This is a genomic window from Streptomyces sp. Je 1-79 (assembly GCF_025195125.1).
Taxonomy (GTDB): Bacteria; Actinomycetota; Actinomycetes; order Streptomycetales; family Streptomycetaceae; genus Streptomyces.
The window spans coordinates 388,742-407,380 of record NZ_JAMGSL010000004.1 but is presented as its reverse complement, the minus strand read 5'-3'; the positions used below and the strand labels follow the sequence as shown (position 1 = coordinate 407,380).

The 18,639-nt window shown below is 72.0% G+C and carries 15 protein-coding genes; 6 read left to right on the top strand and 9 right to left on the bottom strand.

Annotated elements, in window-relative coordinates:
* Positions 1 to 57: 57 nt before the first annotated feature.
* Positions 58 to 1,035: an LCP family protein gene (locus tag M5362_RS09745; RefSeq protein ID WP_260226978.1), complete on the bottom strand. Its 978-nt coding sequence runs from the start codon at positions 1,033 to 1,035 to the stop codon at positions 58 to 60.
* 321 nt (positions 1,036 to 1,356) lie between these two features.
* On the opposite strand from M5362_RS09745, the gene M5362_RS09740 reads away from it, so the two are divergent.
* The gene (locus tag M5362_RS09740) at positions 1,357 to 2,847 is read left to right on the top strand and encodes a sugar transferase (RefSeq protein ID WP_260226977.1); all 1,491 of its coding nucleotides are present in this window, start codon (positions 1,357 to 1,359) and stop codon (positions 2,845 to 2,847) included.
* Between the two features lie 17 nt (positions 2,848 to 2,864).
* Here the strand turns inward: M5362_RS09740 and M5362_RS09735 are convergent, their stop codons facing one another.
* Entirely contained in the window at positions 2,865 to 3,833 is a 969-nt protein-coding gene (locus tag M5362_RS09735; protein WP_260226976.1) for a GDP-L-fucose synthase, read from the bottom strand.
* A 125-nt stretch (positions 3,834 to 3,958) separates the two neighbouring features.
* On the opposite strand from M5362_RS09735, the gene gmd reads away from it, so the two are divergent.
* From gmd to M5362_RS09720, 3 genes are all read left to right on the top strand, one after another.
* Complete coding sequence (gmd, locus tag M5362_RS09730) at positions 3,959 to 4,972, top strand: GDP-mannose 4,6-dehydratase (RefSeq protein ID WP_260226975.1); 1,014 nt, start codon at positions 3,959 to 3,961, stop codon at positions 4,970 to 4,972.
* Between the two features lie 197 nt (positions 4,973 to 5,169).
* Positions 5,170 to 7,893, top strand: a complete 2,724-nt coding sequence (locus M5362_RS09725; RefSeq protein WP_260226974.1) for a LamG-like jellyroll fold domain-containing protein — start codon at positions 5,170 to 5,172, stop codon at positions 7,891 to 7,893.
* Between the two features lie 78 nt (positions 7,894 to 7,971).
* Positions 7,972 to 8,655, top strand: coding sequence for a hypothetical protein (locus tag M5362_RS09720; RefSeq protein WP_260226973.1), 684 nt, complete (start codon positions 7,972 to 7,974; stop codon positions 8,653 to 8,655).
* Positions 8,656 to 8,894: 239 nt separating this feature from the next.
* Here M5362_RS09720 and M5362_RS09715 read toward each other — a convergent pair whose 3' ends face one another.
* Positions 8,895 to 10,022 carry a glycosyltransferase gene (locus M5362_RS09715; RefSeq protein ID WP_260226972.1) on the bottom strand — a complete coding sequence of 376 codons (1,128 nt, stop codon included), beginning with the start codon at positions 10,020 to 10,022 and terminating at the stop codon, positions 8,895 to 8,897.
* Complete coding sequence (locus tag M5362_RS09710; protein WP_260226971.1) at positions 10,019 to 10,555, bottom strand: WcaF family extracellular polysaccharide biosynthesis acetyltransferase; 537 nt, start codon at positions 10,553 to 10,555, stop codon at positions 10,019 to 10,021. Before M5362_RS09710 ends, M5362_RS09715 begins: the two co-directional genes overlap by 4 nt.
* A gap of 159 nt (positions 10,556 to 10,714) precedes the next feature.
* Here M5362_RS09710 and M5362_RS09705 point away from each other — a divergent pair, with 159 nt between their 5' ends.
* Positions 10,715 to 12,220, top strand: a complete 1,506-nt coding sequence (locus tag M5362_RS09705; RefSeq protein WP_260226970.1) for a hypothetical protein — start codon at positions 10,715 to 10,717, stop codon at positions 12,218 to 12,220.
* On the opposite strand, the gene M5362_RS09700 is transcribed toward M5362_RS09705, so the two are convergent.
* The 3 genes from M5362_RS09700 to M5362_RS09690 are packed head-to-tail and all read right to left on the bottom strand — an operon-like array spanning position 12,193 to position 16,375.
* Positions 12,193 to 13,434, bottom strand: coding sequence for a hypothetical protein (locus tag M5362_RS09700; protein ID WP_260226969.1), 1,242 nt, complete (start codon positions 13,432 to 13,434; stop codon positions 12,193 to 12,195). The genes M5362_RS09705 and M5362_RS09700 overlap by 28 nt on opposite strands.
* The gene (locus M5362_RS09695) at positions 13,431 to 15,173 is read right to left on the bottom strand and encodes a polysaccharide biosynthesis tyrosine autokinase (protein ID WP_260226968.1); all 1,743 of its coding nucleotides are present in this window, start codon (positions 15,171 to 15,173) and stop codon (positions 13,431 to 13,433) included. The genes M5362_RS09700 and M5362_RS09695 overlap by 4 nt, the downstream gene beginning before the upstream one ends.
* Positions 15,170 to 16,375 (bottom strand): glycosyltransferase family 4 protein, encoded by a 1,206-nt coding sequence (locus M5362_RS09690; protein ID WP_260227167.1) that lies wholly within the window; start codon positions 16,373 to 16,375, stop codon positions 15,170 to 15,172. The genes M5362_RS09695 and M5362_RS09690 overlap by 4 nt, the downstream gene beginning before the upstream one ends.
* Before the next feature lie 228 nt (positions 16,376 to 16,603).
* Between M5362_RS09690 and M5362_RS09685 the strand changes: the two genes are divergently transcribed.
* Complete coding sequence (locus M5362_RS09685) at positions 16,604 to 17,104, top strand: adenylyltransferase/cytidyltransferase family protein (RefSeq protein WP_260226967.1); 501 nt, start codon at positions 16,604 to 16,606, stop codon at positions 17,102 to 17,104.
* Here M5362_RS09685 and M5362_RS09680 read toward each other — a convergent pair.
* Entirely contained in the window at positions 17,085 to 17,807 is a 723-nt protein-coding gene (locus tag M5362_RS09680) for a CDP-alcohol phosphatidyltransferase family protein (protein ID WP_260226966.1), read from the bottom strand. The genes M5362_RS09685 and M5362_RS09680 overlap by 20 nt on opposite strands.
* 105 nt (positions 17,808 to 17,912) lie before the next feature.
* Positions 17,913 to 18,611, bottom strand: coding sequence for an ABC transporter ATP-binding protein (locus tag M5362_RS09675; protein ID WP_260226965.1), 699 nt, complete (start codon positions 18,609 to 18,611; stop codon positions 17,913 to 17,915).
* Positions 18,612 to 18,639: the final 28 nt, after the last annotated feature.

Sequence of the window (18,639 nt, the reverse complement as noted above, 5' to 3'; positions counted from 1 at the left end):
CGATGGCGGACGGTGGAACAACCACCGTCGGGCGGGTGGCGGACCGGCCGGCCGGGCCTAGCGGGTACCGCTTCCGAGGCGGTCGGTGCGGTGACTTGCGACGTAGTCCGCCAGGGTGTCGTTCCGCATGGCCGCCCAGAGGGCGTCGGATTTCCCCCGGTCGAGGAGGACGACGGACTGACCCTTGATCATGTCGGCCCCGGCGACGGGCGCGTTCATGAAGACCATCTCGCCGGGGCGCACCGAGCGGTTGTCCCAGAGGAGTTCGCGCAGGTCCGCGTCGCTGAGCCGGTCGTCGACGCTCACGCTCGCGGTGAGGGTGTCGAGGAGTTCGGCGGCCCGGGCGGGGTTGGTGAGGTTGCGGGTGGTCATGGTGCGGGTGAGGACCGCCCTCAGGAAGTTCTGCTGGCGGTGGGTACGGTCGAAGTCGCCGCGGGGCAGGTTCTTGCGCTCCCGCACGTAGACGAGCGCCTCGGTGCCGTTCATGTGCCGGACGGTGCCGTCCACCCGGAGGTCGACCCCTCCGACGGCGTCGGTGAGGTGCTTGAACCCCTCCCAGTCGATGATCGCGAGGTGGTCCACGCGGACGCGGGTGAGGCGCTGGACGGTGTCGATGAGGAGGGGCGGACCGCCCCAGGAGAACGCGGCGTTGAGCTTGGCCCTGCCGTGTCCGCGGACGTCGACCCAGGAGTCGCGGGGCAGCGAGACGACGTAGGCGTTGGAATGGTCGGCCGGGAGGTGGACCAGCATCATCGTGTCGCTGCGCTGGGCTCCGTACGTCCAGGACGGAGCCTTGGCGTCGCGGCCCGTGGTGGGCAGGTCGGAACGGCTGTCGACGCCGACGAGGAGGAAGGTCTGCCCGCCTCTGGAGGGTGCGGGCTGCTCCGCCGGCGGTACGTGGGTGGGGAAGGCGCCCGGGATGCGTTCGACCTTGCCGGTGTAGTGCTCGACCGCCCACCAGCCGGCGCCGCCGATCATCAGAACCCCGATGCCGAGCAGGGCCAGCGCCGCGAGCAGGACGCGTTTCGGGCTCACTCGGCGCTTTCGCGGGGTTACGGACGGTGTGCTTTGCGCCACAGTGGTGGGCCCCTCCTCCACCGCGACCTCTTCCCCCTCCGCCACGTTCCCGCCCCTTCTCCCCATGGCCTCACGTGCGTCAACTCCCTTGGGACAGACGTATCATGCCCCCGGCCGTGACCACACCGGCCCCCGTGTCACGAGATGAACACGCCATCACCTTCCGAGGTCGTATCCGTGAACCGCAGCGGACGTGCGTGCGTATGTCGTACTGTTCCGGCGTTGCGACGCTTGTTCATCGATCAGGGGGTCGACGAACAAGGTGGCGAACATTGACACGTGCCTGGGGGGTACATGTGGCATGCCCGCACTTCTGAGACCAACTCCGCTGCGACCGGCACCGGTTCGGTGCCCGCATCGGCGCGTCCTCGCGCCAAGGCGGGCTGGTATCCGTTCGCCGCGCTGACCGTCGACGTCCTCGGGGTGGGGCTGCCGGTCGCGCTGATCCTCGGCGTCGAGCGCCAGCCGTACGCCTACGTCAGCGCGCTCGTCGCCGCTCTCGCCTGGGCCGCGGTGCGGTCGCTGCGGCGGCGGTACGCACGACGCGCACTCGGTGAGTCGCGAGGCAGCCTGCCCGTGCTGCACGACTGGCTGATCCTGCTCGGCGTGCTCGCCGTGCTGCGGGCCGCCGCCGATCTCCACCACCCGGCGCTGCTCTGCCTCGCCGCGCTGCTTCCGGCGCCCGTACTCACCCTGGCCTGCTCGAAGCTGACCTGGCATCACCTCGTGGCGGCACGCCGTGAGGCCCAGGTCGTGACGCGCGTACTGCTCCTCGGCGAGCCCACGGCCGCCGGTGACGTCGCCGAGCATCTGGCGGGACGGACCGAGCATCCGTACGTGGTGGTCGGCGTCGTCGCGATCGGCGAGGGACCTGTCCGCACCGGAGCCCCGGTGGCCGCGCGGCTCGGCGTCCCGACGCCCGAGGCCGCGGACGGGGACACGCGCCAGGTCCTGGCCGCCGCCCGGGAGCTGGAGGCGGACGTCGTGCTGGTCGCGGCGGGCCCCCGGATGGCGGGCGAGCGGCTGCGCAGGCTCTCCTGGGGGCTGCACGACGCGGGGACCGAACTCGCCCTGGCTCCGGGCCTGGTGGAGTGCGCGGTCAAACGACTGGAGACCACCTCGGCCGCCGGCCTTGCGCTGCTCCGGGTCGCCCCGCCGCTCCGCAGCGGGGTGCAGCCCTTCCTGAAGTCCGTCATGGACCGGGTGGGGGCGGCCTTGGGGCTTCTCCTGCTGTCGCCGGTGTTCCTGGCGATCGGCGCGGCGGTCCGACTCGGCTCGCAGGGGCCGGTGTTCTACCGGCAGATCCGGGTCGGCCAGGGCCGGGCGCCGTTCGTGATGTGGAAGTTCCGCACGATGTTCCTGGACGCCGACGCCCGCAAGGCGGAGCTGGAGCGGTCCAACGAGAACGACGGACTGATGTTCAAGATGCGCCGCGATCCGCGCGTGACCCGGGTCGGCCGGCTGCTTCGGCGTACATCACTCGACGAACTGCCCCAGTTGATCAACGTGTTGCTCGGCTCCATGTCCCTGGTCGGGCCGCGCCCGCCGCTGCCGGAGGAGGTGGCGCGGTACGGGGACGTGGAGCTGCGCCGGCTCGCCGTGCGGCCCGGGATGACGGGGCTGTGGCAGATCAGCGGCCGGTCGGACCTGTCGTGGGACGAGACCGTCGAGCTCGATCTGCACTATGTGGACAACTGGTCCTTCACCAGCGATGTGGATGTCATGGCCCGTACGTTCCGCGCCGTCGTCGACGGTCGCGGAGCGTACTGACGGGCCGCCGCATGACGTCAGTGCTGTTCGCGCCACCATGCGTAGGTGGCGGCGATCCCGTCCGGCAGGGCGACGGCGGGCTTCCAGCCGAGCCCGGTCAGCCGGGACACGTCGAGGAGCTTGCGCGGTGTGCCGTCGGGCTTGCTCGTGTCCCAGGCGATCCGTCCCCGATAGCCCGTCACCTCGGCGACAGTCTCGGCCAGTTCACGGATGGTGAGGTCGTCGCCGCAGCCGATGTTGACCGGCTCGTCGCCGTCGTATCCGCGCAGCAGGACCGCGCAGGCGGCGGCGAGGTCGTCGACGTGCAGGAACTCGCGGCGCGGGGTGCCGGAACCCCAGAGCGTGATCTCCTCCCGCCCCTCCTCGCGCGCCTCGTGGAAGCGGCGGATCAGGGCGGGCAGAACGTGCGAGGTCTCCAGGTCGAAGTTGTCGCCGGGACCGTAGAGGTTGGTCGGCATGGCGGAGACGTACTCGGCGCCGTACTGCTTCCGGTACGCCTGGATCTGGACGATTCCGGCGATCTTGGCCAGCGCGTAGGCCTCGTTGGTGGGCTCCAGCGGCCCGGTCAGGAGCGCGTCCTCGCTGATGGGCTGGGGCGCGAGCCGGGGGTAGATGCAGGACGAGCCGAGGAAGAGCAGGCGCCGGACGCCCGCGGCGTGCGCACCGGCGACGACGGCGAGCTGGATCTGGAGGTTCTCCTCCAGGAACTGCACCGGGTAGGTGGAGTTCGCCATGATGCCGCCGACCTTGGCGGCGGCGAGCACCACGGCGTCGGGGCGGGTCGCGGCGAGGAACGCGGCGGTCCGTGCCGCGTCGCGCAGGTCGAGTTCGGCACGGGTCCGGGTGATGACCTCGTGCCCGTCGGCGGTCAGCCGGCGGGTGATCGCGGAGCCGACGAGGCCGCGGTGTCCCGCGACGAATATCCGGGCTCGCTCGGGCAGGTACGACGTCGATGCGCTCAAGGAGACGCTCGTCGATTCAGTCATGGCCCGGATCATGCCAGGCCGAGCGGGACCGCAGTACACCAGATCCGGATTTTCGGCCCGGATCACACCATATCCGTAAGTTACGGACCGGCTGGGGGCCGGTCCGTCAGGGAGGGGCACGACGCATGAGCAAGACCGCACTGATCAGCGGCGTCACCGGGCAGGACGGCTCGTACCTGGCCGAGCTGCTGCTGTCCAAGGGGTACACCGTGCACGGCCTCGTCCGCCGCTCGTCCAGCTTCAACACCGAGCGGATCGACCACATCTACCAGGATCCGCAGCAGGCGAACCGGTCCTTCGTGCTGCACCACGCGGATCTCTCGGACGGTGTCGCCCTGGTGAACCTGCTCCGCGACATCCGCCCCGACGAGGTCTACAACCTCGGGGCCCAGTCGCATGTGCGGGTCTCCTTCGACGCGCCCCTGTACACGGGCGACGTGACGGGCCTCGGCGCCCTGAGGCTCCTGGAGGCGATCCGGGCCAGCGGTGTCGACACCCGGATCTACCAGGCGTCGTCCTCGGAGATGTTCGGCGCGACCCCGCCTCCGCAGAACGAGCAGACGCCCTTCCACCCGCGCAGCCCGTACGGCGCCGCCAAGGTCTTCGCCTACTGGACGACGGTCAACTACCGCGAGGCGTACGACATGTTCGCGGTCAACGGCATCCTCTTCAACCACGAGTCGCCGCGCCGCGGCGAGACCTTCGTGACGCGCAAGGTGACCCGGGCGGTCGCCCGGATCAAGGCCGGCCTGCAGGACCGGCTCTATCTGGGGAACCTCGACGCCGTACGCGACTGGGGTTACGCCCCCGAGTACGTGGACGCGATGTGGCGGATGCTCCAGCGGGACGAGCCGACCGACTACGTGGTGGCGACCGGAGTCCCGGCGACCGTACGGCAGTTCGTGGAGACGGCGTTCACGCACGTGGGGCTGGACTGGGCCGAGTACGTCCGCTACGACCCGAAGTACGAGCGCCCCAGCGAGGTCGACGCGCTGATCGGCGACGCGAGCAAGGCCCAGGAGCTCCTTGGCTGGAAGCCCTCCGTACAGGTGGACGAGCTCGCCCGGATCATGGTCGACGCCGATGTCCGCCTCGTCGAGGACCAGTTGGCCGGCGTCACCGTACGCATCGACCGCTGACCTGCGTCTTCTCGCCGAACCGGGGACCCGAGGGGCGTGTGCGCTCCCGGCGTCCCCGGGCGGCTCCCGGGCCGGAGGATACAGAATTGGTCAAGTTGGCTTGTCCGACTGCCACTTCGTCATACAGTTCGCATTCATCAGATGGCAGTTGCACCACTTCACGCCACATTGACTGGGCTATCACGCCTGGGGGGAACATGCGTAGATCCTGGGGGCTCACCACTGCCCTCGTCCTGACCGTCGCGGCCGGAGCCGGAGGCTCTCTGGCCCCGACGGCCGCGGCACTGACGCCGCCGGTGGCCTTCACCGCGGACGATCTGCCGACCTGGCAGACCAACGGTGTCGTCTGGGCGCTCGCCGAGGCGAACGACACCGTCTTCGTCGGCGGCACCTTCTCCGAGGTGCGCCCGCCCGACGGCACAACCGGCACTCCGAGGAGTGCCGTCAACTTCGCGGCGATGGACGCGGCCACGGGCGCGCCCACCAGCTGCACCCTCTCCTTCACCGTCGGCAGCGGCACCGCGACCGTGCGGACCCTGGTGGTCTCGCCGGACAAGAAGACGCTGTACGCGGGTGGATACTTCGGCGCCGTCAACGGCACCCCGGTCTCCAGCCTCGCCGCGATCGACATCGCCACCTGCACGCCGAAGGCGTCCTTCACCCCGAGCTTCCCCTCCACCGTGCGGGCACTCGCCGTCACCGACACCACCATCTACGCGGCCGGCGACTTCGGCACCGTGGAGGGGCAGACGCGGGAGCGGTTCGCCGCGATCACCACCGCCGGCGCGCTGCTGCCGTTCACGGCCGACGCGGACGAGCCGGGCCGCGCGATCGAGGTGACGCCGGACGGACAGAACGTCCTGCTCGGCGGCGACTTCTTCAGCGTCAACGGGGCCAACTCGCACGCGCTGGCCGTGGTGAACGCCACCACCGGCGCCGTGACCAAGGCGTACCCGAACGGCTGGATCCCGTCGAACTCCGTTGTCAAGGACATCGAGACGGACGCCACGGGCTTCTACACCGGCAACGAGGGCACGGGCGGCGGCGTCTTCGACGGCCGCATAGCCCTGAACCTCTCCAACTTCGAGCAGCGCTGGCGCGACACCTGCCTGGGTGCCACCCAGGCCGTCCGCTCCTACGAGGGCGTGCTCTACAGCGCCTCGCACGCCCACGACTGCGCCAGCGTCGGCGAGTTCCCCGACGGGCGCCGCTACCACCTGCTCGCCCAGCCGACCACGTCGACCGGCAAGCTCGGCTGGTTCCCGGACACCAACGACGGCATCGGCGAGGGCATCGGCCCGCGCGCCTTCACCGTCTCGGGCACCGGCTCCGCCAAGTACCTGTGGGTGGGCGGTGAGTTCACCACCACCAACGGCGCCCCGGCGCAGGGCCTGACCCGCTTCGCGTCCGGTCCGGACACGGGTGCTCCGACCGTGCCGGTCGCCAGCGCGGCGGCCGTCGGCCCGAACGCGGTCCAGATCCGCTGGCGTTCCAGCCTCGACCTGGACGACTCGAAGCTGACGTACAAGGTCTACCGCAACGGCGCCGCGACGCCGATCGCGACCGTCCAGGGCAACTCGCTGCACTGGTCCCGCCCGCAGGTCTCCTTCAAGGACACCGGCGTGACCCCGGGCCAGACCTACAGCTATCGGGTGACCGCGGGTGACGCGGACGGCAACACCAGCGCCCTGTCCGCGACGTCCACGGTGACCGTGCCGACCTCCCCGGAGCCGTACGCCTCCAAGGTGATCGCCGACGGCGCCGGGCTGTACTGGCGCTTCGACGAGTCGACCACGCCGTACGCGGCCGACTCCTCCGACGGCGGTGACAACAGCGGTCTGTACGTCAACGCCCCCGCGATGCGGCAGACTCCGGGAGCCGTCTCCGGCGCGTCCACGGCCGTCGCGCTCAACGGCTCGGACGAGCAGATCCACAGCGACCGGCGGCAGAGCGTCACCGGTGCCTTCACCGTCGAGACGTGGTTCAAGACCACCACGAACCGCGGCGGCAAGCTGGTCGGCTTCGGCAACAACACCACCCGCAACAGCGGCAGTTACGACAAGCACCTGTACATGACGAACTTCGGCAACGTCGTGTTCGGCGTGTACACCGGGTCCACCCGGACGCTGACCTCCTTCGGCTCGTACAACAACGGCCAGTGGCACCACGCCGTGGGCACCCAGGGCCCGGAGGGCATGAGGCTGTACATCGACGGCCAGCTGGTCGGTTCCAACAACGTCACCACCAACCAGCAGTACGACGGCTACTGGCACGTCGGCGCGGACAACCTCTCCAGCTGGCCGCTGCGGCCGACGAGCAACTTCTTCGCCGGTCAGATCGACGAGGTCGCCGTCTACCCGTCGGCGCTCACCGGGACGCAGGTCTCCCAGCACTACAACCTGGCGTCGGCCCCGGCCGACTCGGTCACCACCGTCACGGCGGCCGAGGACACCTACGCCAACGCGGGCGCGCCGGGCACCAACTACGGCGCGTCCAGCTCGCTGGCCGTGCGCGGCACCTCGCCGTACGCGTCCTACCTCCGGTTCCCGCTGCCGGCCGCTCCGGCCGGGACGGTCCTGAAGAGCGCCCGGCTCGCGGTGAAGACCACCACGATGACCGGCGCGGGCTCGGCCGACTCCCAGTCGGTCGTGCCGGTCACCGGGGCGTGGGCCGAGGACACGCTGACGTACAACAGCCGGCCGGCGCTGGGCACCGACCCGATCGGGACGCTCAGCGGCGCGGTGGACGGCTCGGCGGTCTACTCGGCCGCGCTCGACACCACGACGGTCGCGGCGGCTCTCGGCAGCTCGTACAGCCTGGCGCTGACCAGCACCGGGACGGACCCGCTGTGGCTCTGGTCGTCCGAGGCGTCGGCGGCGGAGGGCACTCCGCAGCTGGTGCTGACCTTCGGCGCTCCGTAACCGGTCGCCGTACCTCCATCACGGATGCGGGGCCCGGCACTCCGGGCCCCGCATCCGACGTACCACGGGAGTTCCCTCATGCGTCGATCTCTTCCCCGGCGCCCGGCAGCGACGGCGGCCGTGCTCGCCGCGCTGCTCGCCCTGTCGGCCTGTTCCTCGGAGAGCGAGGGCGCCGACGGGGCGTCGAAGGCCGCCGCACCCACCCGCTCCGCCGCCGTACCCGACCGGCAGGCCGAGGCGGAGCCGACCGGCCCCACCCCGTCCGCGACCACCAGGGGCCCGGTCGTGCCCGACTCCGCGCTCAAGCCGGTCACCGGCTCGTTCACGGAGAAGGAGAAGAAGTTCCTGAGCGGGCGGGTGCCGCAGAACACCGACCCGGCCGCGGTCCTGCAGACCGGCCAGGAGTCCTGCCAGCGTCTGGAGCGCACCGCCAAGCGGGACAAGGACGCGGCCGTCGGCGCGATCATCGCCGGCGACATCCGTGACGCCGAGGCCGTCGTGAACCATCTCTGCCCGGCGCAGAAGCCGCTGTTCGCCGCGGCGAAGACCGGCTTCCCCGACGGGACGGCGACGAACCCGAAGGCCGGAAGCTACCGCGCCCTCACCACGAACCCCGCCTGCACCTGGCGGGCGGTCGGCGCGGACGGCAAGATCCTCGGGTCGGGACCCACGACCGGCGCCGAAGGACCGGTCCGGGCCAAGATCCCGCCGGGGACACGGGAGTTCACCTCCAGCGCCTGCTACGCCTGGCTGCCCGCCTAGGCCCTGTCGTCGAATGGCCCCCTGCTCCCGACGCCTGGCACGGCACCTCGCCGCGTTGTCGGAGTCGCCCGAGTACGTCCAGTACGAGGGCGATCCTCCGCCTCGCGATGCACCGCGCCAGACGCCGCTCGCGGCCGGGGGCCATTTCGACGACAGGGCCTAGCACCCGCACGGTACGGGAGAGCCCGGTGCGGTCGTCACGACCGCACCGGGCTCTCCCGTGTCTCCCGCCGAACCGGTCAGACCGCGCCCGCCGCCCGCTCGTAGACCCCGAGCAGGGTGTCGAGGACCGCGTCCATCGAGAAGGCCTCCGCGGCGAGCTTCCGGGCCGCCACCGACGCGGCGTCGTTCGTACCGGGGTCCAGGAGCGCGCACACGGCCGGGGCCAGGCCGGCGGCGTCCGCGATCACCCGCCCCGCGCCGGCCTCCTCGACGTCCCGGGCGAGGCCGTTGGAGGTGGTGACGACGGCCGGGGTGCCGACCGAGAGCGACTCCAGGACGGACATCGGGAACGGCTCGTCGACCGACGGCAGGACGTAGACGTGCGCCCGCCGCAGTTCGTCGAGCATCCGCTCGGACGTCAGCGGCCCCGGGAGGCTCACCCGGTCACCGACGCCCAGCTCGGCGACGAGGGCGTCCACGGCGGCCCGTTCGCCCTCGTCCGGTCCGGCGAGGACGAATGTGGCGTCGGGGTGGTGGCGCAGGATCTCCGGGACGGCCGCGACGAAGTCCGTCGGCCGTTTACGGGACTGCAGCCGGGCCGCGTACAGGATGCGGGGCGGGCCGGACGGCGCCGGGCGCGGCTCCTGGGCCGGTACGCCGTTGACCAGGCGTACGGCCCCGGCGAGCGGGCCGCCGACGACCGCGTCCAGATCCCTGCGCTCGTGCTCCGTGAGGTGGAGTACGGCCGAGGCCCCCCGCAGCACGCGGCGGACGGCGACCGCGTCCAGGATCCTGGCGAGCACCTTGTCGCTGGGGTCGACCATGCCGTGCGTCTGGAGCACCAGGGGCCGGCCGGCCCGGAGGGCTGCCAGCGCGACGGGCAGGGTCACCAGATCGCGGGCGAGGTGCACATGGACCACGTCGGCGTCCTTGACGAGCCCACCGGCCCCGGCGAGCAGCGCCGGCGAGGTGATGCCGCTGAACCCGAGCGGAAGGATCGAGCGGGCCTGGTAGAGCCGCGCCGGCACCCCGTCCACCTCGGTCGGCAGCGGGCCCGGGAATCCGTCGCCGAGCGCGGTCAGCCGCACCTGATGGCCGCGTGAGGCGAGCCCCCGGCAGAGGTTGACCGCGACCCTCACCGGGCCGCCGAAGGCGTGGGTGGGGCTGTGCAGCGTCACCGCGTGGAGGATCCTGAGGCCGCTCACGCGGGCACCGGAACCGGCCTGCGGCCGTCGGCCGTGTGGAGCGTCAGCTCGGGCAGGTCCTTGTGGAGCGTCGTTCCGGCGGCGACGACCGCGTGCCGGCCGACGGTGACCCCGGCGAGGACGGTGGCGCGGGCCGCGACCCAGGCGCCGTCCTCCACGGTGATCCGGGCGTTGCGGTAGCGGAAGTCCGCGGCCCTGTGGTCATGGCTGCCGGTGCAGAGCAACGCCTCCTGGGAGACGCAGACATGGGCGCCGAGAGCGATCGGCTCCAGGTTGAGCAGCCAGGCTCCCTCACCGATCCAGGTGTGGTCGCCGACGGTCAGTTTCCACGGCCACAGGATCCTGACCCGGTGCCGTATGAGCACCCCGTCGCCTATGGTCGCGCCGAAGGCCCGCAGCAGCGCGACCCGCAGCCCGGCCGGGCAGAACCAGGCCATGAAGACCGTGTTCATCACCGCGAACCAGAGCGCCTGCACGAGCTTGCCGCGGCCCTTGTCGTATCCGGCCAGCGTGAAGGCCGGTAGATTCCGCATGAGTTCACCCCCACCGGCGCCTCCCCAGGCGCCCGGCGTTCAGACTAACGGTTGACACGAGGTGACAGGGGGGCGTCGGTAGACTGCCGCGAAGTGATGTTCCGGGGTGGGGACTTCGACCTCCAGGGGGCCGCGGCTCCGGGGAGTCCAGGGGGCGGGATGACGACCGATGTACGCGCTGCGGATACCGACGCGCGCCCGGGGCCGGCCGCGCCGGCGCCACTGCTGCTCGCCCCCGCGGTGAAGCCGCGCACGCTGCTCTCGCGGGCCCTGTCGATCCCGCTCGTGCTCGGCTTCACGGTCTTCCTGCCACTGCTCGTGGCGATCCAGCCCGGCGCGGGCGTGCACGACGCCGCGTACTACCTCCAGATCGCGCTGACCATGTACGCCGGGGCCCGGCTGTCGGCGATGATCCTCACCAGCCGGCGCAAGCTGCTCCAGGGCTCGTTCTGGCTCTTCGTCTACATGGCGATGGGGGTGGCGCCGCTCGCGCAGGCCGTCCTGGGCCGGGTGCCGACGCCGGTGGTGGGTCCGCGCTCCGATCTGACGACGGCGGTGGCCCTGGTCCTGGTCGGCTGCGCCGCCTTCGACGTGGGATCGCTGCTGGCCCGGGGACGGTCGGGCACCTCCCGGCGGGCGGAGACCCGGCCGGCGCTCGTGCACCGGCGGCGGCTGTATCTCCTGGTCCTGCTGGCCTTCCTGTGCAGCGGCCTGTTCGTGGTCAAGCTCGGCGGCCCGGCGGTGTTCTTCTCCAGCCGCCAGGAGATCATCGCGGGGATCGAGGAGGCGGGCGTCTCGCAGGCCGACTCTCAGGCCGGGCAGGCGTTCCTGCGCGGCTTCGGCACCGTCCCGGCGCTCTTCGCGCTGCTCGTGTACTGCCGCTGGCTGGTCACCTCGCGGCGGGCCAGGCGCCGGCCGATGGTGCTCGCCGTCTTCCTGGCCCTGGTGCTGCTCAACTGTGTGGTGAACAACCCGATATCGAACCCCCGGTACTGGTTCCTGACGGTGATGTTCTCCCTGCTGTTCACCGTCTTCCCGGTGAGCGCCGCGATGTACCGGTCGGCGCTGAGCCTGGGCGTGGTGATGGCGCTGATCGTCTTCCCGTTCTCCGACCGCTTCCGGTACGACGAGAAGAACTACCGCCCCGTCGAGACGACGTCCGTCCTGGAGCCCCTGGCGCTGAAGGACTACGACCAGGTGGGCATGTTCGCCAACACCATCACGCTGGTGAACTCGGGCAGCCGCCACCGGTACGGCCGTCAGCTGGCCGGGTCCGTGCTCTTCGCCGTGCCGCGCTCGGTGTGGGCGGGCAAGCCGCGGGACACGGGTGTGATGGTCGGCCAGTGGATGGGGACGGTGAACACCAATCTCTCCTCGCCCGTCTGGGCCGAGCTGTGGATCGACTTCGGGGCCGTGGGCATGGGCGCCGGGATGATGGGGCTCGGCTACGCGGCCGCCCGGGTCGACGGGCGCTTCGCCCGCCGGGGCACCCGCAGGGCGCCGCCGGGCAGCCTGATCTCCCTGGTGGTGCCGCTGGTGGCGGGGTACTCCTTCATCCTGCTGCGGGGTCCGCTGCTCCAGGCCTCGGGCCGGGTGGCGATCGCGCTGATCTGCGTCGCCCTGGTGATGACCTGGCGTCAGGACAAGGGCGCGGCGCTGCGCTGATCCTCCGGGCTCGGGACAGCGGCTTCGGGGCGAGTGCGCCGCACCCGGATCCACGCGGCCACGGCCTTGAGCGCGGAGCCGGCCGCAAGGCCCCAGGCCGCGCCGGCGGCGCCGCCGAGGGCGTATCCGCCGAGCATCAGGACGACGGCGAGCAGGGAGAAGACCACCTGCACGGAGAGCGTGGCGCGCGGGCTGAGGACGCGCAGGGTCACCAGGGCGCAGGTGCCCGCGGCCATCACCGCGTACTGGCTGCCGGTGGCGGGCAGCAGCTCGGCGGTGGACTCCCAGGTGGCGCCGAGGAGCCGGCGGCCGACGTGGTCCGGGAGCGCGTACAGGACGGCGGCCCAGCCGAGCGCGACGAGGGCGAGGACGGCGGCGAGCGCGGTGGCGGCCCGGACGGTCGCCCGGCGGCTGCCGGCCCGGCCGAGCAGCGGCGGGCCGAAGGCGTTGACCGAGGTGAACAGCGTGTTGAGCGGGCCGAAGAGGGTGGTGGCGCCGCGCAGCGCCCCGACGACGAGGGGGCTCGCCAGGAGCCCGAGTCCGAGCACGGCGAGCTGGCTGGAGGCGCTGCCGACGGCGAACTCGACGACGAAGCGCCGGCCGAGGTGGTCCTTGCGCAGCTGACGGCGGGCGCTCCCGGGCCTGTTCCGTACGAACGGGTACAGCAGGGCGATTCCGAGGAGGGCCGCGGGCAGCGCCGACAGGCCCCAGACGAGGACGAGGCGGGCCGGTGAGCTGCCGTGCGGCTGGAGCAGCAGCGCCGGTACGGCGCAGGCGAGCCGGAGCAGGTCGGCGGCGAGGGCACGGTGGGGCTGCCGCAGGGCGGAGAAGCCGTAGCGCAGGCCGTCCTGGACGAGGACGACCGGGAGGACCGCGCCGAGGGCGAGCAGGGCGAGGCCGGTGGCGCCTCCGACGGCGGCTCCGGCCGCCAGGAGCAGGGCCCCGGCGGCCGCGGAGGCGGCGGCGGTGAAGGTGACGGCGGACCGGACCGCCGCGCCGGTCTCGTGCTCCTCGCCCTTCTCCAGGACGACGCTCTGCCCGACGAAGGCCGCGCCCAGGCCGAGGAGCACGGTGAAGACGATGTACACCATGGAGAAGGCGGCGAAGCCGTCCGCGGTGGAGGCCCGTGCCGCGATCACCAGGACGGCGATGTTGGTGAGACTGGCCGCCGCCTGGTCGAGGACCGAGGCGGCGACGGTGACGGCACGTCTCAACGGTCGCCCGCGCGGATGTCGCCGGCCCGCAGGTCCTCCGCGCGGAGCGAACGCAGGGCGACGGTGTCGGAGCCGTCGCCCAGCAGGATCTGCTCGGGCTCGGCGGCGAACTCCTCGGCCTCGGGGGGCTCCGGTGCGGGGGCGGGCCGGCCGCCCCGCCCGACACCGGTGCCCCGGCGGCCCGTCTGCTGCTGCTTGGCGGCGCGTCGGCGCCGGCCCGGGGTGTGGACGACGGCGCCGAGGACGGTGCCGCCCGCGCCCGCTATCAGCTCCCGGATGCGCTGGAGGTCCGTACGGTGCACACCGCGCGGGTCGCAGACGATGAGGACGCCGTCGACGCGGTCGACGAGCGCGAGCGCGTCCGCGTAGTTGAGGACGGGCGGGGCGAGGACGACGACGGTGGAGTTGGGCGAGTCGGCCTCGGCGATCAGCCGGGAGACCCGGGGGGCTGTCAGGGCGCGCGCCACGTTCCGTACCCGCTCGCCCGGGACCAGGCCGAAGGAGCCGGACTCCCCCGCGTCGACGGAGAGCTGGCGCCGGCCGGGCCAGCCGCTCTCCTCGCCCTCCACCGGGCTGCTCCAGCGGGGCGCTGCCGCGGCGTGGGCGCGGAGCCGGCCGGCGAGGGTCGGGGCGCGCAGGTCGGCCTCGATGAGCAGGACGTCCTTGCCGGTCTCGGCGAAGGAGGCCGCGAGGTGGGAGGCGACGGCGACGGCGGCCTCGTTGTCGCCGCGCGGGGCGACGACGAGGAGCCGTCGGCGGTCGGCGAAGCGCTGGTCGTAGGCGAGCCGGAAGGCGACGGAGCGGTACTCCTCGGCGACCCGGGCGTCGATGTGGTCGTCGGCGAGGAGGACGTCGGTGGCTCCGCGGGGCAGGGTGCCGAGGACGGGGGCGCGCACCGCGCGGGCCACGTCGCCGGCGGAGCGCGGCGCGGGGTCGAAGACGAGCCGGACCCAGGCGGCGAGCAGGCCGAGCGCCACGCCGACGAGGGCGCCGAGGCCGAGGCTCATGGGGAGTCCGGGGCCGTCGGAGTAGCCGGGGGCGGTGGCGACGCGGATGACGGTGCCGGGCGACATGTCGAGCGACTTGAGCTGGCTGATCCGGGCGTCGAGTTCGTTGATGCGGTTGAGCAGGTTGGTCTTGACGCCGTACTCGGCGTCGCGGGCTGCCCCGTCGGGCATCCGGTCGAGTTCCTTGGTCTTCTGGTCGTGCTTCTTGGCGACCTCGTCGAGCTGTTTCTGCTGCCCTGCGAGCAGGGTGGCCCGCAGGTCGGTCCACTGCTTCTTGCGCAGGTCGAGGTAGGCCGAGGTGACCGCGTTGGCCCGGTCGGCGGCGGCCTGCGGCGTGTCGGCCGTGTAGGTGAACTGGAGGACCTGGCTCTGGGGCGGGTTGGTGACCTGGAGGTCCTTCTGGAGCTTGCCGATGGTGCCGGTCCAGCCGAGCTTCTTCGCGGCCTGCCCGGCGACGCTGCTGCTGAGCGCGGTCTGCCGCTCGGACCCCATGTTGAGCGTCTTGTCCTGCGAGATGCTGGGGTTGAAGGGGTCGTTGACGGGGGCCCGGAGCACGACCTGGCTGGTGGCCACGTAGGTGTCCGCGTTGGACATCCCGAACCAGACGCCGCCCAGCAGGCCGATCCCGATGCCGGCGCCGATGATCGCGCGGTAGCGCAGGAGCTGGCGGAACTGGTCGCGCAGCAGCTCTGGTTCGTCGTCCTCCACCGCGGTGACGTGCGAGTGTGTCACGTGCTCGGACCCCCCAGAGCCTCTTCGATCAGTGCGTCGATCCGGGCGAGCCCGGCCGCTCGGGTCAGGTGGGCCTCGACGTGGCGGGGCCCCTGTGCGCCGAGGGCGTCGGCGGCCGCAGGATCGTCGCCGAGTCTACGTATCTCGGCGAGCAGCGCGTCGGGATCCTCCGGAGGTACGAGCACTCCGGCGCCGGAGCGCAGTACTTCGTGGGCGGTGCCGCCCTCGGCGGCGACGGAGGCGACCACGGGGCGTCCGGCGGCGAAGTACGAGGTCAGCTTGGACGGCACGCTCATGTCGAGGACCGAGGCCCGCTGGGTGACGGCGAGGACGTCCGCCGCGGCGAGGGTGTCGGGGAACTCGTCGTCGCCGACGGGTGCCATGAACTCCAGGTTGGGGATGCCGCTGCCCAGCTCCTCAAGACGGGCCCGCTGGTTACCGTCGCCGAGGAGCACGATCCTGGTCTTCGGGTCGCGCCGGGCGGCTTCGACCAGGACTTCGAGCCCTTGCTTGAGGCCCATGTTGCCGGAGTGCAGGACGACGGTCTCGCCCTCGCCCCAGCCGAGCCGCCGCCGGGTCTCGGCGCGCGGCGTGGAAGGCCCGTTCACATGGGACCAGTTGGGAACGAGCCGGATGCGGCCGCGGTCGACGCCCATGGCGGCGACCTTGTCGACGAAGGTCTCGTGGATGACGCCGACGAGCGTGGCGCGGCGCAGGGCGTACGTCTCGGCCCGTGCGGCGAGCGCGGCGGCGCGGTCCCCGCCGGCGATGCCGCTCTGCGCGGCGGCGGCGCCCATCAGGTCCTGCACGACGGGGACGTACGGAACGCGCCAACGGGCCGCGAGGCGGGCGCCGATGACGCCGCCCGCGAGGCTGGGCATCTGGGCGAGCACGGCGTGGGGCCGGGCCATGGACGGCGGCGCGAGCAGTCCATGGAGGAGCACGCTCGCCTCGAACGCGGCGCGCTTCAGCGCGGTTTGGCGCGGAGGAACGGTGTGGCGTCTGCGGTGGACGACGACCCCGGCCCGCTCCTCGGTGCGGCGCCAGGCCTTGGCGTAGGCCGGGTCCAGGGACCAGGAGGGGTAGTGCGGCATGCCGGCGAGAACGTGGGTCTCGTGGCCGTCGGCCGCCCAGTGCTCGGCGATCTGGGTCGCGTAGGGGCCTATTCCGGCGTGCTCCGGGGCGTAGTTGGTCGACACCATCAGCAGACGCCTGCGCGCTGCGGGTACCCCGGGGCCGCTGTGCTCGCGACCGTCCTTCGTGCCCGATCCGCTGTCCCCCGCCGTCACTTCGCCCACGTGACCGCCCCTCTCCCCCGACGTGAACCGGTCATCACCCTAGTCGTTCACCCACTCTCAACGGAACGTGCACGCTATCGTCGGAAACTCCTTCGCGCTGGGGAGCGCGAACGCACCTGGGGGGATTCGCACATGACCGCAGGAAGGCCGTACCGCGTCGGTTACGCGCCGGGAGCATACGACCTCTTTCACATCGGGCACCTCAACATCCTCCGGCACGCGCGCAGTCAGTGCGACTACCTGGTGGCGGGCGTGGTCTCGGACGAGATGGCGGAGTTCGCCAAGGGACGGCGGCCGGTGATCCCGCTGGTCGAGCGGCTGGAGATCGTGCGCAACGTGAAGTACGTCGACGCGGCCTTCGTGGAGACGGTGCCGGACAAGCTGGAGACCTGGAAGCAGGTCCGGTTCGACGTGCTGTTCAAGGGCGACGACTGGCGCGGCACGCCCAAGGGGGACCGGCTGGAGCGGGACTTCGCTGGGGTGGGGGTGGAGATCGTCTACTTCCCGTACACGATGCACACGTCCAGCACGCAGCTCCGGCGGGCGCTCGACCTCCTGACGCAGGAGGTCGAGCCGGGCCCCGGTGTCGCCGGAATGGGCGGGATCGGGGGCGTCAGCGAGGGGCTGCGCTGAGCTCGCGGAACCACTTGGCGAGGAAGGCGACGAGGAACACCGCGCTCGCGGCGCCGAGCGCGGTGTAGGCCCAGAGGAACACGGATCCGCCGCCGAGGAGCAGGAAGACCAGGCAGAAGACGCCGTGGTCGACGGGGAGCAGGGCCACCGCGCGCAGCGTGGAGGGCTGCGGAGCGGGGGCGCCGGGCGCCGGTCGGGGCTTCAGCTTCTCGGTCAGCAGTCCGCCGAAGAAGGTGACCACGGCGGCGAGTTGGAATCCGAGCGGGACCAGCAGCCAGCCATCGGTCGTCGTGCCGAAGTGCTCGGGGTGGCGGTAGAAGGTGATCAGTACCGCGAGGTGCAGCGCGGTGATCTTCGCGCAGTCCACGACGTGGTCGAGCCACTCCCCCGCCGGGCTGCCGCCGCCGCGCAGCCGCGCGAGCTGCCCGTCCGCGGAGTCGAAGGCGAAACCGACGGCGAGACCGAGCCAGACGAGCAGACCGAGCGTCCAGGACGGGCCGCCGAGAGCCACTGCGGCGACGGCGGCGAAGCTGAACAGGGCGCTGACCAGGGTGACCTGGTTGGGCGTCAGCCCTGCGGCGTACGAGCCGGCCGCGAGGACGCGCCCCACCGGGCGGTTGACGAACCGGGAGTAGAGCGAGACCCCCTTCGCGGACTTCTGGGCCGACTTCAGCTCGGTCAGCGCGGTCCCGATCGTTCCCACGAACCCCCCCGGGTCATGTGACGTACGACTGTTCGCCGCACAACTGTGCGCGATGGCGCACATCATGACAGTTCCGGGGAGGTTTCGGGCGCCGGAAGGTGCGGGTCAGGCCTCCACGGCGTCGGCGAGGCGGTTCTCCTTGATGGTGATCCGGCCCTTGCGGATGGTGGCCAGGCGCGGGGCGCGACGGGCGATGGCGGAGTCGTGGGTGACCATCACGAACGTCAGCCCGTGCTCCTTCCAGAGACCTTCGAGGAGTTCGACGATCTCGTCGCGCATCGACTCGTCGAGGTTGCCGGTCGGCTCGTCGGCGAGGAGCACCTTGGGCCGTTTCACCAGGGCGCGGGCGATCGCGACGCGCTGCTGCTGTCCGCCGGAGAGCTCGGACGGCAGGTGCGCCCGGCGCTCGCCGAGACCGACGGCCTCCAGAGCCTCCGCCGCGAGTCCGCGCCGCTCGCCCGCCTTGAGGCCCATCGGGACGAGTGCGGTCTCCACGTTCTCCTGGGCGGTGAGGGTGGGGATGAGGTTGAAGGACTGGAAGACGAAGCCGATGTTCTGACTGCGTACGGCGGTCAGCCGGCTCTCCGGCAACTTGGCCAGATCGACACCGTCGAGCATCACGCTCCCCGCCGTGGGCCGGTCGAGACCGCCGAGCATCTGCAGCAGGGTGGACTTGCCGCCGCCGGTGGGGCCCTGGATGACGAGCCGGTCGCCCTCCCGGATGGTGAGGTCGATCCCGTCGAGCGCGTCGACTCTCTCCTGGCCCCTGCGGTACTGCTTGGTGACGCCTGTGAGTTCGTACATGGTGCAACTCCTGCGATACGTGAAAGGG

What these genes read in the sequence shown, in the direction of transcription:
- M5362_RS09685 (WP_260226967.1), top strand. Translation starts at nt 16,604, where the DNA reads ATGACCGCAGGAAGGCCGTACCGCGTCGGTTACGCGCCGGGAGCATAC.
- M5362_RS09710 (WP_260226971.1), bottom strand. Translation starts at nt 10,555, where the DNA reads ATGCGGAATCTACCGGCCTTCACGCTGGCCGGATACGACAAGGGCCGC.
- M5362_RS09675 (WP_260226965.1), bottom strand. Translation starts at nt 18,611, where the DNA reads ATGTACGAACTCACAGGCGTCACCAAGCAGTACCGCAGGGGCCAGGAG.
- M5362_RS09725 (WP_260226974.1), top strand. Translation starts at nt 5,170, where the DNA reads ATGCGTAGATCCTGGGGGCTCACCACTGCCCTCGTCCTGACCGTCGCG.
- gmd (WP_260226975.1), top strand. Translation starts at nt 3,959, where the DNA reads ATGAGCAAGACCGCACTGATCAGCGGCGTCACCGGGCAGGACGGCTCG.
- M5362_RS09735 (WP_260226976.1), bottom strand. Translation starts at nt 3,833, where the DNA reads ATGACTGAATCGACGAGCGTCTCCTTGAGCGCATCGACGTCGTACCTG.
- M5362_RS09720 (WP_260226973.1), top strand. Translation starts at nt 7,972, where the DNA reads ATGCGTCGATCTCTTCCCCGGCGCCCGGCAGCGACGGCGGCCGTGCTC.
- M5362_RS09690 (WP_260227167.1), bottom strand. Translation starts at nt 16,375, where the DNA reads ATGGTGTCGACCAACTACGCCCCGGAGCACGCCGGAATAGGCCCCTAC.
- M5362_RS09705 (WP_260226970.1), top strand. Translation starts at nt 10,715, where the DNA reads ATGACGACCGATGTACGCGCTGCGGATACCGACGCGCGCCCGGGGCCG.